The organism is Delftia sp. WY8, from assembly GCF_018437695.1.
GTDB classification, from domain to species: Bacteria; Pseudomonadota; Gammaproteobacteria; order Burkholderiales; family Burkholderiaceae_C; genus Comamonas; species Comamonas tsuruhatensis.
Genome location: NZ_CP049795.1, coordinates 6,264,257 through 6,277,621 on the forward strand (window position 1 = coordinate 6,264,257; position 13,365 = coordinate 6,277,621).

Sequence of the window (13,365 nt, forward strand, 5' to 3'; positions counted from 1 at the left end):
GGCGCCCGTCCTGGCCGGAAAGTGGCGTCAGTTGCTCTGGGCAAAGGCCGTGTAGGCGGCTTCGTCAAGCAGCGCGGCCAGCTGGCCTGCGTCGCTGAGCTTGACCTTGAAGAACCAGCCTTCGCCCAGCGGGTCGCTGTTGGCCAGGGAGGGGTCGTCGCGCAGGGCCTCGTTGACTTCGACGATCTCGCCGCTGACGGGCATGTAGACATCGGCGGCGGCCTTGACGGACTCGACCACGCCGGCCACATCGCCCTGGTTGAAGCTGGTGCCCACGGCGGGCAGGTCGACGAACACCACGTCGCCCAGCGCGTCCTGCGCGTGGAGGGTGATGCCGACGATGGCCGCGTCAGGGTTGGCGGCGTTGATCCACTCGTGGTCCTTGGAATACTGGATGCTCATGGCTTGCTCCGATAGAAACTGAAAAAACCTGTGAAAGGCGGTTTGAGAAAGGTCAGTGCGCACTGTAGCGGCATGCGATGGCAGGAAAAACGAATCCGCCGAACTCCATCCACGCCAAGCGCGCAGGCTGTCCTCAACCGCGGTGATAGCGGGGCGCCACGAAGGGCGTGGCCTGCACCTGCATGGGCACGGCCTTGCCGCGCACCATGGCCTGCAGCGTGGTGCCGACGGCGGCGCTGCCCGGCTCCACGTACGCCAGGGCCACGGGCTGGTTCAGCGTGGGCGACAGCAGGCCGCTGGTGACCTGGCCGACCTTGCGGCCGCTGGCATCCAGCAGTTCCGTGCCTTCGCGCACGGGCACGCGCTCCAGGGCCACCAGGCCCACGCGCTTGCGCGTGAGCAGCTCGGGCGACTGCAGCTGGGCCAGCACGGTGGCTGCGCCGGGAAAGCCGCCTTCGCGCTCGCCCCCGATGCGGCGGACCTTCTGCACGGCCCAGTTCAGGGCGGCCTCGGCCGGGGTGGTGGTCGTGTCCAGATCGTTGCCGTACAGGCACAGGCCGGCTTCCAGGCGCAGCGAATTGCGCGCGCCCAGGCCCACGGGCCTGACTTCGGGCTGGGCCAGCAGGGCACGGGCAAAGGCCTCGGCGTGGCTGGGGGGCAGGGAGATCTCGAAGCCGTCCTCGCCGGTGTAGCCGCTGCGCGTGATGTACAGCTCGGCGCCTTCCCAGTCGAAGTGGCCGCCTGTCATGAACACCAGGCCGGCCGTGTCGGGCAGCAGGCGCTCCATGGCGGCTGCGGCCTGCGGGCCCTGCAGCGCCAGCAGGCCCCGGTCGAACTGGGGCTCGATTTCACAGCGCTGGCCGATGCGGGCCTGGATGTGCGCCAGGTCTTCGTGCTTGCAGGCGCCGTTGACGATCAGGAACAGGTCGTCCTCGCGGCGCACGAACATCAGGTCGTCCAGAATGCCGCCCGCGTCGTTGAGCAGCAGGCCGTAGCGCTGGCGGTGTTCGCCCAGGCCCAGCACGTCCATGGGCAGCAGCGATTCCAGCGCCGCGCCGGCATCCGGGCCGCGCAGGCTGATCTGGCCCATGTGCGAGACATCGAACAGGCCTGCCGCCTCGCGGGTGTGCAGGTGCTCGGCCATCAGCCCCTGCGGGTATTGCACGGGCATGGAGTAGCCGGCAAACGGCACCATGCGCGCGCCCAGTTCCTGGTGCAGGTCGAACAGCGGGGTCCTGAGCAGATCGGTGGTGGAGGCAGCGGACAAGGAGGGCTCTCTTTCAGGCAAGGAACAAGGCATAACGCCATCCCGGTCCTCCGGGATGTGCTGCCCTGCTGTCCGCTTTACCTGAGAGATTCACCCGCACCTTCCATGCGTGGGGCTTGCTCCTTCGGTGGATGGGGCACACCGCCGTGCCCTGCATCTCTCTCCAGCTAGGAACGCCTGCGGCCGTGGCGGCAGGCGGTGCCAGTCCTTTTGCCTGAGCGTTCGGGGCGAACCCTGCGCCTTCGGCGGTGCCGCTGCCTGCGACCGTTGCGGCCGGGCGGGCACTCTCTCCTGACCGGCGCATTCTAGCTGCGGCCAGCGTCCGCGCGGCTTCGGGATTTCCGCGGGCCGACTGCAACTCCATGCGCTTGCCTGCATGGATGCATTTGCAAATTGCATAACTGTCTAAAAAATCTCCTACATTGAGGTGCATCGATATATGAAATCTCGTGAGCGAGAAGGAAGAAGCGCACATGCAGCAGACGCTGGGAGACACATTGGCCTGGCCGGCACGTTACCTGCCGAACAAGGAAGCCCTGGTCGCATGGGAGGGCGGCGAGCGCCGCGCCTGGACCTACGCCCAGCTCGATGCCGAAGTCAACCGCCACGCCCACGGCCTGGCCGAGCTGGGCATAGGCCATGGCGACGTGGTCGCGGCCTTTCTCTACAACACGCCGGCCTTTGTCTTCACCATGCTGGCGGCCGCGCGCCTGGGCGCCATCTTCAACCCCATCAACTACCGGCTGGCGGCGCAGGAGCTGGCCTTCATCCTCAAGGACGGCGCAGCGCGCGCCCTGGTCTTCGAGCACGAGGGCGGCGAGGTGGCCGCACGCGCCCAGGCCCTGCTCAAGGCCGAAGGCGGCGGCACTGGCGCAGGCATCGAGCACTGGATCTTTGCCGACGATGCCCCGGCCGACCCGCTGCCGGTCTGGGCCACGCAGCGCCTGTCCGCCCTGGCCAGGGGCCGCAGCAGCGCGCCGCCCCAGGCCCATGTGCGCGAGAGCGACCCCTGCATCCTCATGTACACCAGCGGCACCACGGGCCGGCCCAAGGGCGTGCTGCATACGCACCGCAGCAAGCTGGCGCACAACGCCCTCATGCACCAGACCATGCAGTTCACGCGCGACGACGTGGGCCTGGCCATGGCGCCGCTCAACCACACGGCCGAGCTGCACACCAGCTTTCTGCCGCGCCTGCAGGCCGGCGCCACCCAGGTGCTGCTGCGCCGCTTCGACGTGGCCGAGGCCTGGCGCCTGATCCGCGAAGAGCGCGTGAGCTTCTTCTTCGCGGCGCCCACCATGATCACCATGCTGCTGGCCGAACCCATCGCCTCGCCTGAGCAGGCGCCCGCGCTGAGGCTGGTGGAGTACGGCGGCGCCTCCATGGCGCCGCACCTGATCCGCGAATGGACGCGCAAGGTCGGAAGCGACCTGGTCCAGGTCTACGGCACCACCGAGATGGGGCCCTGCATGTCCGTCCTGCTGCCGCGCGAGCAACTCTCGCACGCGGGCTCGGCCGGGCTGCCCTCCATGGGCCATGACCTCATCGTGGCCCGCTTGCGCGAAGACAACGCCCCCACCGACCCGGCCGAGGCCTGCCTGCCCGGCGAGGTGGGCGAAATCCTCGTGCGCGGCCCCTGCATGATGGCCGGCTACCTCAACCGCCCCGACGCCAACACCCGCGCCCTGGCGCACGGCTGGTACCACACGGGCGACCTGGGCCACATCGACGACGACGGCTATCTCTGGATCCGCGACCGCATCGACTACATGATCAATTCGGGTGCCGAGAACGTCTATCCGCGTGAGGTGGAAGACGCGCTGGTCGAACACGCCGACGTGCTCGAGGTCGCCGTCATCGGCGAGGCCGACGAGCGCTGGGGCCAGATCGTCGCCGCCCACGTGGTTGCCAAGCCGGGCGCCACACCCACGGCCGAGGCGCTGGACGCCTTCCTGGTCCACGGCGACCGCCTGGCTGCCTACAAGCGCCCGCGCCGCTACCACTTCCGCGAGGCCCTGCCCAAGACGGCCAGCGGGAAGATACAGAAGCAGTTGCTGAGGGTGGTGGTGGCAGCCTGAGGCTGCGGCCTGCGCTTACTTCTGTGTTTGCCCCTGCGCAGTGCAGCACTGCGCCATCGAGTTGCGCAGCCACCGATGCATGGCATCCCCCTGCTTGCGCACATGCCAGGCCTGCTGGTAGGCAAACCGGGGCAGCTCCAGCGGCGGAGCGAAACGGCGCAGCGTTTTGTGGCGGCGCAGGTCACCGATGGCGCGGCTGCCCACGGTCAGCACGAGGTCGGTGCCTGCCAGCACCTCCAGCGCCGCGCTCCAGTGGGGCAGGGCCAGCACCACGCGGCGGCTCAGGCCTTGGGCGGCCAGCGCCCGTTCGATCTCCTCGCTGGCGTCGGGCCGCATGGCCAGCATGACGTGCGGGCGCTGCAGCCAGTCCTGCAGTGACAGCCCGCCGCGTGCCGGCAGCACGGCCTGGTCGGCCACGCTCACGAACTGTTCCTGGAACAGATCCTGCACCTCGATGCCGTCGGGCAGGTCGGGTGCGTCGGGGAAGGGGCCCAGGGCCAGGTCCAGTTCGCCATCGGCCAGCTGGGCCAGCATCACCTCGCGCGTGGACTGGCTGATGGCCAGGTCCAGCCCGGGTGCGTGCTGGCGCAGATGCCGCATCAGCGGCGGCAGCACGATGCGTGATGCGTAGTCCGACAGCGCCAGCCGCAGCCGTCCGCGTGCGTGGGCCGGGTCGAACTCCGCCTGTGCCAGCAAGCCGTTGAGGCTGCCCAGCGCATCCGCCAGCGGTTGCACCAAGCCTTGTGCGCGTGCCGTCAGCGCCATGCGGCCGCCGCGCCGCACCAGCAACGGGTCGCCCAGGTGCTCGCGCAACTGCGCCAGCGAATGGCTCATGGCCGGCTGGCTCTTGTGCAGCCGCAGGGCCGCGCGCGTCACATGTTTTTCGGCCAGCAGGGCATGCAGGGCCAGCAGCAGGTTGAGGTCGATCCGGCGCAGTTCATCCATGCCATGAATATAGACTGTGCACACAAACGATTTCCATCAACGTGCTGGATGCGAGAGCATGCAGGCATCGATTGACAGAAGAAGAAAGATCTTGCCGCATGACAGGTAAAAGCACATTCACCGCCCTTGCTCCCGTGGCCCTGGCGCTGCTGGCGGGGGCCATCCTGCCATTCCAGGCCGCCAGCAATGCCCTGGTGGGCCGCCTGCTGGGCCACCCGCTGTGGGGCGCGCTGGTCTCGCTGGCCGTGAGCGTCATGGTCGTGGTGCCTGCACTGTGGGTGCTGCGCGCGCCCGCTCCGGCCATGGCCCAGGCGGCAGCGGGGCCATGGTGGCTATGGATAGGCGGTGTGCTGGGGGCCATCTATGTGGCCAGCGCGGCCGCCGTGACACCCAGGCTGGGCGCAGGCGGCTTCCTGGTTTGCGTGGTGGCGGGGCAGATCGTGGTCTCGGTGCTGGTGGACCACTTCGGCCTGATGGGCCTGGGCGCGCGGCCGGTCAATGCGACGCGCCTGGCCGGCGTGGCCTTGATCCTGGGTGGAGTGCTGCTGGTGGTGCAGGGCGGGACGGCCCGTGCAGCGGCGGCCCCATGAGCGCCGCGAGCACGCACTGCTTCAGGGGCAAAGGCCCCGGCCTTGCCCGCGTCAGGCGGGCATGCCCGGCGGCACGGCGGCCGGCCTTGCCGCTGGCGGACATTCCTGGCAGGCATCTGCCGTGCCGGGCAGGAACCGGCCCAGCCGGATGACAAAGCAGGCCCCGCCTCCGGCAGCCGGCTGGAAGAACGCGTCGCCTGCGTGCAGCCTGGCGATGCGCCTGACCACGGACAGGCCCAGGCCATGCCCGTTGACGTGCCGGGTGGCGCTTGCGCGTTCATAGGGCTCGAAAACCTGTCTTGCCGCTTCGGGTGCAAGGCCCGGTCCCTGGTCGCTGACGGAAATCAGCAGGTCACCGGACGCATCGCAGCGGGCGGCCAGGGTGATGTCGCCCGCCTTGGCATATTTGATGGCGTTGCCGACAAGGTTGGAGATGGCGATGCGCACCAGGACAGGGTCGCATTGCCATTGCTGCGGGCCTTGTTCCAGATCCAGTTTCAGGCGATGCCGCCGGGACCAGCCGACGAGCTCTGCAGACTCCTCCAGGAGTTCATCCAATGGCGTCTGCTCCAGTTGCAGCCGGAACGCGCCCGCGTCCAGCCGGTCGTTGATCAGGCAGGTGTCCACCAGGGTCATCAGCCGGCGCGAGGCCCTGCGTATCTGGGACGCCTGCTCGATGAGCGAGTCCGCGTCCGTCGTCGGGAACGTCTGCAGTTCGGTCGCGGCGCCGTCCACGATCGTGAGTGGGGTGCGGAACTCGTGGTTGATCATGTTGAAGAACTGGCGCTGTTCCAGCCGCATCTCCCGCTCGCTGTGCAAGGCCGTCTGCAGGGCCTGCTGGGCCGTTTGCAGCTGTGCGGTGCGCTGCAGCACCTTGGACTCCAGCTCGCGCTCGGCCGCCTGGGCGCGTGACAGGGCCTGCATCCGCTCACTGCGCAGGGCGCGCTCCGCCACCCGCGTGCGGTTGGTCACCGCCATTCCCAGCAGGATGGCCTCGGAAACACGCCCGGCAAACCACAGCATCTGGGCCGATGGCAGCGCGACATCGGGCAGCAGGCCCTGGGTTCTCAGCAGGTTCAGGATGCCCAGGGCGGATGGCACGGCAAACGCCAGCGCGCCCGGCAGGTATTGCCACTGCCTTCGGACCACCAGCAGGTACAGCACGAAGACGGCGCCGAACGATGTGGACACCAGGGCCGTGAACACCACGGCACGCGAGATCTGCGCATAGCCACCCAACAGTGCCAGGCCCAGTGCGATGGCATTCAGCCAGGCCACCACGCTGAAGAGGTGCGCAGCCCAGATCCAATGGCGGCGGAACTCGAACAATTGGCTGAAAAACACCGTCGCCACCACACAGAAGCTGCAGTAGGCGATGGACAGCGCATGCTGGGGCTGGTCGGCGCCGGGCAGCCACAGGCCTTCGGGCCGGTAACGGAAAGCAGCGTAGGCAAAACCGGCTGCCAGGAGCGCGGCGCAAAGAATGTAGAGCCTTTCCCTGAGCCAGCACCACAGGATCAGGCTCATCAGCGTGATGGCCAGGGCCGAGCCCATGTACGCGTAAAGCAGCATGGCGGCCGGCGCCATGCTCCTGCCGGGAAAGACCGCGATGCCCTGGGCTGCCTGGGGGTTGGGCAGCCAGCGGGTGAGCAGTGCCAGAAGCGCTGCGGCTGCCAGGGCTTGCGCCAGCCATCGCATTGCAGAATCCGTTGGCCAGTGCCTCCGGCGGCCTTCGGTGGGATTGTCTTGGGTGTGGATCAAGGGGCCGATTGGTTGATGTGGCGAGCGCCCATGCATGCCCGACGTCAGGGTCAGTGCATGGGCGTGCACGTTTGCGGGAGGCATTGTGCACCGGCCGCCGTTGCGGGAAAGCGCTGCCGGGTGTCTGCGGATGCCTGCCGGGTGCCCCAATGCAACAGGCCGCCCCACTGCGGATAAGCGGGGCGGCCTGTAACGGGTTCCTGAGGGGATCACGCATCCGGGCGCTGGCGGTAGTCGGCGGGGCTGGGTGAATGGTTTTGCTGCGCCGGTAAGCGTGCTCCCATGCAGACAAGTGTGCGCGTTTGGCCTCAGAAAATGCTGCTTTATTTCTTCAAAACAGGCGTTGCTACAGAAAATTATTCTGTGCCTGCCTGTTTTGCAGTAGATTGCCGGACATGGATACCCTCGACAGAAAGATTCTTTCCGCCCTGCAGGCCAACGCGCGCGCCAGCCTGCAGGAAATCGGCGCCGCCGTGGGCCTGAGTGCCTCGCCCTGCTGGGCACGCATCAAGAAGCTGGAAGAGGCGGGGGTGATCGAGGGCTATACCGTGCGCCTGAACCCGCTGGCGCTGGGCCTGGGCGATACGGTGCTGGTGCAGGTCACGCTGGACAGCCATTCGGACAACACGCTGGAGAAATTCGGCGAGATGCTGGCGACCATTCCCGAGGTGGTGGAGGCGCACCTGGTCTCGGGCGAGTACGACTACCTGCTGCGCGTCGTCGTCAAGGACACGCGCGACTACGAGCGCCTGCTGCGCGAGAAGCTCTACAAGATCAAGGGCATTCGCCACAGCCAGTCCAGCTTTGTGCTGCGCACGCTGAAGAAGGCGGACCTGCCGCTGGGGGTCTGAAGTCCATGCCCTCTGGCCAGGCGCCGCCGCCCGCTCCCTACCGCGAACACTCCCCGCCGCCCGCCTTGCAGCCGCACTTCCAGTGCCTGTGGAGCAGCACCGTGGCCCCGGACTATGCCGGCGGTTTTCTCGTGGTGCCCGATGGCTGCGTGGACATCGTCTGCAAAGGCGGGCGGCTGCTGGCCGTGGGGCCTGACAGGGTGGCTGCGCGGCCCGCGCTCGTGCCGGGGTCCGAGGTATGGGGGGCGCGCTTCGGCCCCGGTGCGGCCAGCGCCTGGCTGGGCCTGCCCATGGACGAGATCGTGGGGCAGGCGGTGGAACTGGGCGATCTGCTGGGGCCGTGCGTGCGGGAGTGGGTGCATCGCATCAACGATGCACAGCCGGGTGCAGGGCAGGCCGTGTTCATCCATGGACTGGTGCAAATGGGCCGCGACGCCCCGGAGCTCGACCGGCAGGCCATGGAGCTGTTCAATGTGGCGGCTGCAGCCGGGCGGGACGAATCCGGTGTGCTGGCCGCGATGCGCGCGCAGCTGGACATGTCCGAGCGCAGCCTGCGCCGCCTGTGCCACGCGCAGTTTGGCTACGGCCCCAAGACGCTGGAGCGCGTGCTGCGCTTTCAGCGCCTGCTGGCCCTGGCACGGTCTGACCGGCAGGCAGGTCTTGCGGCCCTGGCGGCGGAGGCCGGCTATGCGGACCAGGCGCATCTGTCGCGCGAGGTGAGGGCGCTGTGCGGCATCACGCCCCGCGCTGCCCTGCAGCAACTGCTGGATTGAGCGGCCCGGCTGGCCGTTTTGTTCAAGATGCCATGCCCCTGCGTGGCCGATGATGGCGGCCTACCGACATTCAATGGAGCATCACATGGGCATCAGGGGCAACAACCACCAGATCGACAACATCGAATTCAACGTGGCCGACATCGCACGCAGCAAGGCGTTCTACGGCGCGGCCTTCGGCTGGACCTTCACCGACTACGGGCCGAGCTACACCGAGTTCAGCGACGGCCGGCTGACGGGCGGCTTCACCACGGGCGAGGAGGTGCGGCCCGGCGGCCCGCTGGTCATCCTCTACGCCGACGATCTGGCCGAGGCGCAGCGCCGCGTGGAAGCGGCCGGTGCCGTGATCAGCCGCGCGGTGTTCGCGTTCCCGGGGGGGCGCAGGTTCCACTTCACCGATCCGGATGGCTACGAGCTGGCCGTGTGGTCGGCCGATGCCTGAAAGACGACAGCCCGCATCTGCGGGCTGTTTTCATGGGGACCGGGCGGGGCGTCAATCGACGTTGGAGCCCAGCTGCATGTCCTTGTACTTCACGATGTGCGTGCCCTTGACCAGGCGGTAGCCGCCCCAGATCAGCAGGAACAGCGGCAGGCCGATATAGGTGGCGACCACGCCGGTCCAGTCGATGCGGTCGGCCATGAAGGCCTCGTAGTTCTGGCCCAGCGTGATCACCATGCACAGCACGAAGGCGAAGATGGGGCCGAACGGGAACCACGATGCACGGTAGGGCAGCCGGTTCAGGTCCAGGCCCTGGGCCTCGTAGCCCTTGCGGAAGCGGTAGTGGCTGATGGCGATGCCCAGCCAGGCGATGAAGCCCGTCATGCCCGACAGATTCAGCAGCCAGATGTAGACCAGCTGGGGGCTGAAGATGTTGGTCAGAAAGCACAGAGCAGCCACGACCGTGGTGGCCAGCAGGGCCATCGTGGGCACGCCGCGCTTGTTGACGTACGAGAACATGCGCGGCGCCATGCGCTGGCAGGCCAGCGTGTAGAGCATGCGCGTGGAGGCGTACATGCCGGAGTTGCCGGCCGACAGCACCGAGGTCAGCACCACGGCGTTCATCACGGCGGCGGCCGACAGCAGGCCCGCGCGCTCGAAGACCAGGGTGAAGGGGCTCACGCTGATGTCGCCCAGGTCGTTCTTGAGCAGTTGCGGATCGGTGTAGGGGATCAGCAGGCTGATGACCAGGATGGCCAGGACGTAGAACAGCAAAATGCGCCAGAACACCTGGCGCACGGCGCGGGGCACGTTCTTGGCGGGGTTCTCGGATTCGCCAGCGGCAATGCCGATCAGCTCCGTGCCCTGGAAGGAAAAGCCCACGATCATGGCCACGCCGATCAGCGCCGAGAAACCGCCTGCAAAGGGCGCATCGCCCTGGCTCCACAGGGCAAAGTTGCCCCAGATGCCTTCAGGCGCGCCGCCCCGCACGATGCCCAGGATCATGAGCACGCCCACGCCGATGAAGAGGATGACGGTGGTCACCTTGATGGCGGCGAACCAGTACTCGGCCTCGCCGAAGCCTTTGACCGAGATGGCGTTGAGGCCGAACATGATGGCCAGGAACAGGGCGCTCCACAGCATGCCGTTGCCGTCGGGGAACCAGTAGGCCATGACCAGCTGGGCGGCCACCAGATCCACGGCAATGGTGACGGCCCAGTTGTACCAGTAGTTCCAGCCCAGCGCGAAGCCGAAGCCTTCGTCCACGTAGCGCGCGCCGTAGGTGGCGAACGAGCCCGAGACGGGCAGGTTCGCGGCCATTTCGCCGAGGCTGGTCATGAGGAAGTAGACCATCAGGCCCACGATCATGTAGGCCAGCAGGGCGCCGCCGGGGCCGGCCTGCGATATGGTGGCGCCCGAGGCAACGAAGAGGCCGGTGCCGATGGAGCCGCCGATGGCGATCATGGACAGATGCCGCGCCTTGAGTTCGCGCCTGAGTGCGGTGGGAGCGGCGTTCTTGGAGTTGTCTGCTGCCATGGATGTGTCGATGGTTGGATCAGATCCCGCGTGGCCGCTGGCCGGCGCGGGGGCAGGAATGCAAAACAGGTAAAAACAAAAGAGCCGCGCTGTCGCGGCCCCATCAAGGTGCATGCACCACGAAAAGGCGTGATTGTCCGAGAACGCAGCCATCGTGGAAAGGCAGCAGTTTAATCTCCCTTCACCCGCATAAGCCGATCTGAATCAGCACCCACTGTGTGTGCGGCGCCACGCCAACTCGGCTGGCCGCTGCCGCCTCACCACTGTGTCTGCGCCAGCAGCAGTTGTGCCAGTGCCTTGATGCGCGGCGAAGCCTGGCGCGTGCGCGGGTAGACCAGGGACAGCTCGCGGGCGCGGCCTTCGTGCTGGGGCAGCAGCCGCACCAGCCTGCCCGCCTGCAGGTGCTCGCGCACCGCGAACTCCATGACCTGGGCCACGCCCAGGCCGCCCAGCGAGCCTTCCACCAGCGGATCGCCGCTGTCGAAGGTCACGGTCTGCGGCGCAGGCCAGTCGAGCATCTCGCCATTGCCCGCCAGGAACTGCCAGGGCACGCGCCGGCCCAGGTAGTGGTTGTAGACGGCCATGCAGCTGTGCTGCGCCAGCTCCTGCAGCGTCTGCGGCGTGCCGCGCGCCGCCAGGTAGGCGGGCGAGGCCACGGTCACCCAGCGCAGCGGCGGCAGGGCGCGGGCGATCATGCGGCTGTCTGCCAGCGGGCCGATGCGCACGGCCGCGTCAAAGCCTTCTTCCACCATGTCCACCATGCGGTCGGTGAAGCTGGTGTCGATCTGCAATTGCGGATGCTCGCGCAGCAACTGCCCCAGCAGCGGCACCAGCACGATGCGGCCCAGCATGGACGGCGCCGTCATGCGCAGCACGCCGCTGGGGGCGCAGCGCCGGTCGCTGACCAACTGGCGCGCCTCTTCCAGCCCGGCGATCAGCGGGGCGCAGCGGTCCACCAGCGCGCAGCCGTCTGGCGTGAGCGACACGCTGCGCGTATTGCGGTGCAGCAGCCGCGTGCCCAGGTCTTTCTCCAGCTGCGCCACGGCGCGCGATATGCGGGACTGGCTGGTGCCCAGCAGGCTTGCCGCCTGGGTGAAGCTGCGGCTTTCGGCCACCTTGATGAGCAATTGAACGGCGTTGAGGTCCATGGCGATGGCAAGTTTGATTGATTCGATTTTGCATAAGAAAAATGAATATCTGATGTTTATCTTCAGAAATGCATTAATTAGGATCGCTCCCATGCTTGTGAACGACTCCCCCGCTGGCGCCCTGCGCCACCCGCGCGCCGCGCTGGCGCTGCTGTCCCTGTCCCAGTTGCTGATTGCGCTGGATGCCACCATCGTCTTCGTCGCGCTCGACGCCATGGGCCAGCAGCTGCAGATGGATGCGCACCACCTGTAATGGGTGGTCAGTGCCTACAGCGTGGCCTTTGGCGGCTGCCTGCTGCTGGGCGGGCGCTGCGCGGACCTGCTGGGCAAGCGGCGCATGTATGTGGCGGGGATGGCGCTGTTCGGCCTGGCCTCGCTGGTCGGCGGCTTCGCCTCCCAGCCCTGGCAACTGGTGCTGGGCCGCGCAGGGCAGGGCGTGGCCGGGGCGCTGCTGTTTCCGGCCACGCTGTCGCTGATCAACACCTTGTATGCGGCCGGGCCCGAGCGCAACCGCGCCCTGGCCGTGTGGAGCATGGCGTCGGCCGGTGGGCTGGCGGCCGGCGCGCTGCTGGGCGGCGTGCTCACGCAGACGCTGGGCTGGAACTGGGTGCTGTGGGTGCTGGTGCCCGTGGCCTGGCCGTGTGCCATGGCGGCGCTGCGCTTTCTGCCGCCCTCGGCCCGTACCGGGCGCGCCGCACCGGGCCAGGGCTTTGATCTGGCCGGCTGCCTGAGCGTGACCGTGGGCAGCAGCCTGCTGGTGACGGCCCTGGTGCAAGGCCCTGAATGGGGCTTTGCCAGCGCCGCCACTCTGGGGACGCTGGCCGTGGCGATCGCGGCGTTGGCGCTGTTCTGGCGCATCGAGGCGCGCATCGCCTCGCCGCTGATGCCGCTGTCCCTGCTGCGCGTGCCCAGCCTGCGCTCGGCCATGCTGCTGACCATGATCTTCATGAGCAGCTTTGGCGTGCAGTACTACTTTCTGGCGCTGTATTTCCAGCAGATCTACGGCTGGAGCCCGCTGCAGGCCGGCCTGGCCTTCCTGCTGCCCACGGCGGTCTGCACGCTGGGCATCCGCTGGGCCGAACACTGGCTGCACCGCTCCACGCCGCGCACCGTGCTCATGGGCGGCTGGGCCGCAGGCACCCTCGGCCTGGCGTACATGGCCTGGGCACTGCCGCTGGGCGGCAGCTATGTCTGGCTGGTGCCGGGCTTCGTGGTGCTCAGCCTGGGCCAGGGCGCCAGCTGGACCGCCATGTGGGTGGTCGCCGGCCAGGGCGTGGCGGCTGCGCAGCAGGGCGTGGCCTCGGGCATTGCGGCCACGGCCCAGCAGGTGGGCGCAGCAATGGGGCTGGCCCTGCTGGTGATGGTGGCCACGGCGCCGCTGGCCGGTATCACGGCGCCCGATGCGCTGCGCGAGGCCACGGCCCGGGGGCTGCAGCAGGCCGAATGGGGTGCCGCGCTGATCGCGCTGCTGGGGTGGGTGGTGTCGGCGGCCATGCGCCGCGCACCGGCAATCCAGTCCGTGCCGGGCGCGGAGCAGCCTGCCTGCTCGCCTTGAGGTCACTGGCCCGCAGTTAC

13 protein-coding genes and 2 riboswitches are annotated in these 13,365 nt (G+C 68.1%); of the genes, 7 read left to right on the plus strand and 6 right to left on the minus strand.

The genetic code is table 11. From position 1 onward, the window contains the following. Window positions 1-27: 27 nt before the first annotated feature. Together gcvH and gcvT are read right to left on the minus strand one after the other, a co-directional pair. Entirely contained in the window at window positions 28-402 is a 375-nt protein-coding gene (gene gcvH, locus G4D77_RS28610) for a glycine cleavage system protein GcvH (protein ID WP_012206130.1), read from the minus strand. Window positions 403-535: 133 nt separating this feature from the next. Next, window positions 536-1,669 (minus strand): glycine cleavage system aminomethyltransferase GcvT, encoded by a 1,134-nt coding sequence (gcvT, locus tag G4D77_RS28615; RefSeq protein ID WP_462805102.1) that lies wholly within the window; start codon window positions 1,667-1,669, stop codon window positions 536-538. Window positions 1,670-1,727: 58 nt separating this feature from the next. Then, window positions 1,728-1,846, minus strand: a riboswitch (glycine riboswitch). Between the two features lie 15 nt (window positions 1,847-1,861). Then, a riboswitch (glycine riboswitch) is annotated at window positions 1,862-1,973 on the minus strand. Between the two features lie 169 nt (window positions 1,974-2,142). Here gcvT and G4D77_RS28620 point away from each other — a divergent pair. Continuing rightward, complete coding sequence (locus tag G4D77_RS28620) at window positions 2,143-3,747, plus strand: fatty acid--CoA ligase (protein ID WP_154836355.1); 1,605 nt, start codon at window positions 2,143-2,145, stop codon at window positions 3,745-3,747. Between the two features lie 15 nt (window positions 3,748-3,762). On the opposite strand, the gene G4D77_RS28625 is transcribed toward G4D77_RS28620, so the two are convergent. Continuing rightward, window positions 3,763-4,692 (minus strand): LysR family transcriptional regulator, encoded by a 930-nt coding sequence (locus G4D77_RS28625; protein ID WP_154834097.1) that lies wholly within the window; start codon window positions 4,690-4,692, stop codon window positions 3,763-3,765. A gap of 98 nt (window positions 4,693-4,790) precedes the next feature. Between G4D77_RS28625 and G4D77_RS28630 the strand changes: the two genes are divergently transcribed. Beyond that, window positions 4,791-5,282 (plus strand): DMT family transporter, encoded by a 492-nt coding sequence (locus tag G4D77_RS28630; protein WP_046985421.1) that lies wholly within the window; start codon window positions 4,791-4,793, stop codon window positions 5,280-5,282. Between the two features lie 51 nt (window positions 5,283-5,333). Here G4D77_RS28630 and G4D77_RS28635 read toward each other — a convergent pair whose 3' ends face one another. Further along, window positions 5,334-6,980: a sensor histidine kinase gene (locus G4D77_RS28635; RefSeq protein WP_047216911.1), complete on the minus strand. Its 1,647-nt coding sequence runs from the start codon at window positions 6,978-6,980 to the stop codon at window positions 5,334-5,336. A gap of 458 nt (window positions 6,981-7,438) precedes the next feature. Here G4D77_RS28635 and G4D77_RS28640 point away from each other — a divergent pair, with 458 nt between their 5' ends. The 3 genes from G4D77_RS28640 (at window position 7,439) to G4D77_RS28650 (ending at window position 9,109) form a co-directional block, all read left to right on the plus strand. Next, a complete protein-coding gene (locus G4D77_RS28640) occupies window positions 7,439-7,894 on the plus strand; it encodes an Lrp/AsnC family transcriptional regulator (protein WP_016446324.1) in 456 nt (151 codons plus the stop codon). Between the two features lie 5 nt (window positions 7,895-7,899). After that, window positions 7,900-8,667 carry a helix-turn-helix domain-containing protein gene (locus tag G4D77_RS28645; RefSeq protein ID WP_154834099.1) on the plus strand — a complete coding sequence of 256 codons (768 nt, stop codon included), beginning with the start codon at window positions 7,900-7,902 and terminating at the stop codon, window positions 8,665-8,667. Between the two features lie 85 nt (window positions 8,668-8,752). Then, window positions 8,753-9,109: a VOC family protein gene (locus G4D77_RS28650; RefSeq protein ID WP_046985412.1), complete on the plus strand. Its 357-nt coding sequence runs from the start codon at window positions 8,753-8,755 to the stop codon at window positions 9,107-9,109. A gap of 51 nt (window positions 9,110-9,160) precedes the next feature. On the opposite strand, the gene G4D77_RS28655 is transcribed toward G4D77_RS28650, so the two are convergent. Together G4D77_RS28655 and G4D77_RS28660 are read right to left on the minus strand one after the other, a co-directional pair. Continuing rightward, window positions 9,161-10,642 carry an amino acid permease gene (locus G4D77_RS28655; protein ID WP_047216913.1) on the minus strand — a complete coding sequence of 494 codons (1,482 nt, stop codon included), beginning with the start codon at window positions 10,640-10,642 and terminating at the stop codon, window positions 9,161-9,163. Between the two features lie 257 nt (window positions 10,643-10,899). After that, on the minus strand, window positions 10,900-11,790 hold the full coding sequence (locus tag G4D77_RS28660; RefSeq protein WP_016446320.1) for a LysR family transcriptional regulator: 891 nt from the start codon (window positions 11,788-11,790) through the stop codon (window positions 10,900-10,902). A 91-nt stretch (window positions 11,791-11,881) separates the two neighbouring features. Here G4D77_RS28660 and G4D77_RS30940 point away from each other — a divergent pair, with 91 nt between their 5' ends. Next, complete coding sequence (locus G4D77_RS30940) at window positions 11,882-12,043, plus strand: hypothetical protein (RefSeq protein ID WP_250134244.1); 162 nt, start codon at window positions 11,882-11,884, stop codon at window positions 12,041-12,043. Between the two features lie 3 nt (window positions 12,044-12,046). Then, entirely contained in the window at window positions 12,047-13,345 is a 1,299-nt protein-coding gene (locus tag G4D77_RS28665) for an MFS transporter (protein ID WP_250134245.1), read from the plus strand. The last annotated feature ends 20 nt before the right edge of the window (window positions 13,346-13,365 follow it).

Bases quoted from the DNA above. Each gene is read 5' to 3' on its own strand.
- G4D77_RS28655 (WP_047216913.1), bottom strand. From the start codon at position 10,642: ATGGCAGCAGACAACTCCAAGAACGCCGCTCCCACCGCACTCAGGCGC.
- G4D77_RS28625 (WP_154834097.1), bottom strand. From the start codon at position 4,692: ATGGATGAACTGCGCCGGATCGACCTCAACCTGCTGCTGGCCCTGCAT.
- G4D77_RS28650 (WP_046985412.1), top strand. From the start codon at position 8,753: ATGGGCATCAGGGGCAACAACCACCAGATCGACAACATCGAATTCAAC.
- G4D77_RS28640 (WP_016446324.1), top strand. From the start codon at position 7,439: ATGGATACCCTCGACAGAAAGATTCTTTCCGCCCTGCAGGCCAACGCG.
- G4D77_RS28630 (WP_046985421.1), top strand. From the start codon at position 4,791: ATGACAGGTAAAAGCACATTCACCGCCCTTGCTCCCGTGGCCCTGGCG.
- gcvH (WP_012206130.1), bottom strand. From the start codon at position 402: ATGAGCATCCAGTATTCCAAGGACCACGAGTGGATCAACGCCGCCAAC.
- G4D77_RS28660 (WP_016446320.1), bottom strand. From the start codon at position 11,790: ATGGACCTCAACGCCGTTCAATTGCTCATCAAGGTGGCCGAAAGCCGC.
- G4D77_RS28620 (WP_154836355.1), top strand. From the start codon at position 2,143: ATGCAGCAGACGCTGGGAGACACATTGGCCTGGCCGGCACGTTACCTG.
- G4D77_RS28645 (WP_154834099.1), top strand. From the start codon at position 7,900: ATGCCCTCTGGCCAGGCGCCGCCGCCCGCTCCCTACCGCGAACACTCC.
- G4D77_RS30940 (WP_250134244.1), top strand. From the start codon at position 11,882: ATGCTTGTGAACGACTCCCCCGCTGGCGCCCTGCGCCACCCGCGCGCC.
- G4D77_RS28635 (WP_047216911.1), bottom strand. From the start codon at position 6,980: ATGCGATGGCTGGCGCAAGCCCTGGCAGCCGCAGCGCTTCTGGCACTG.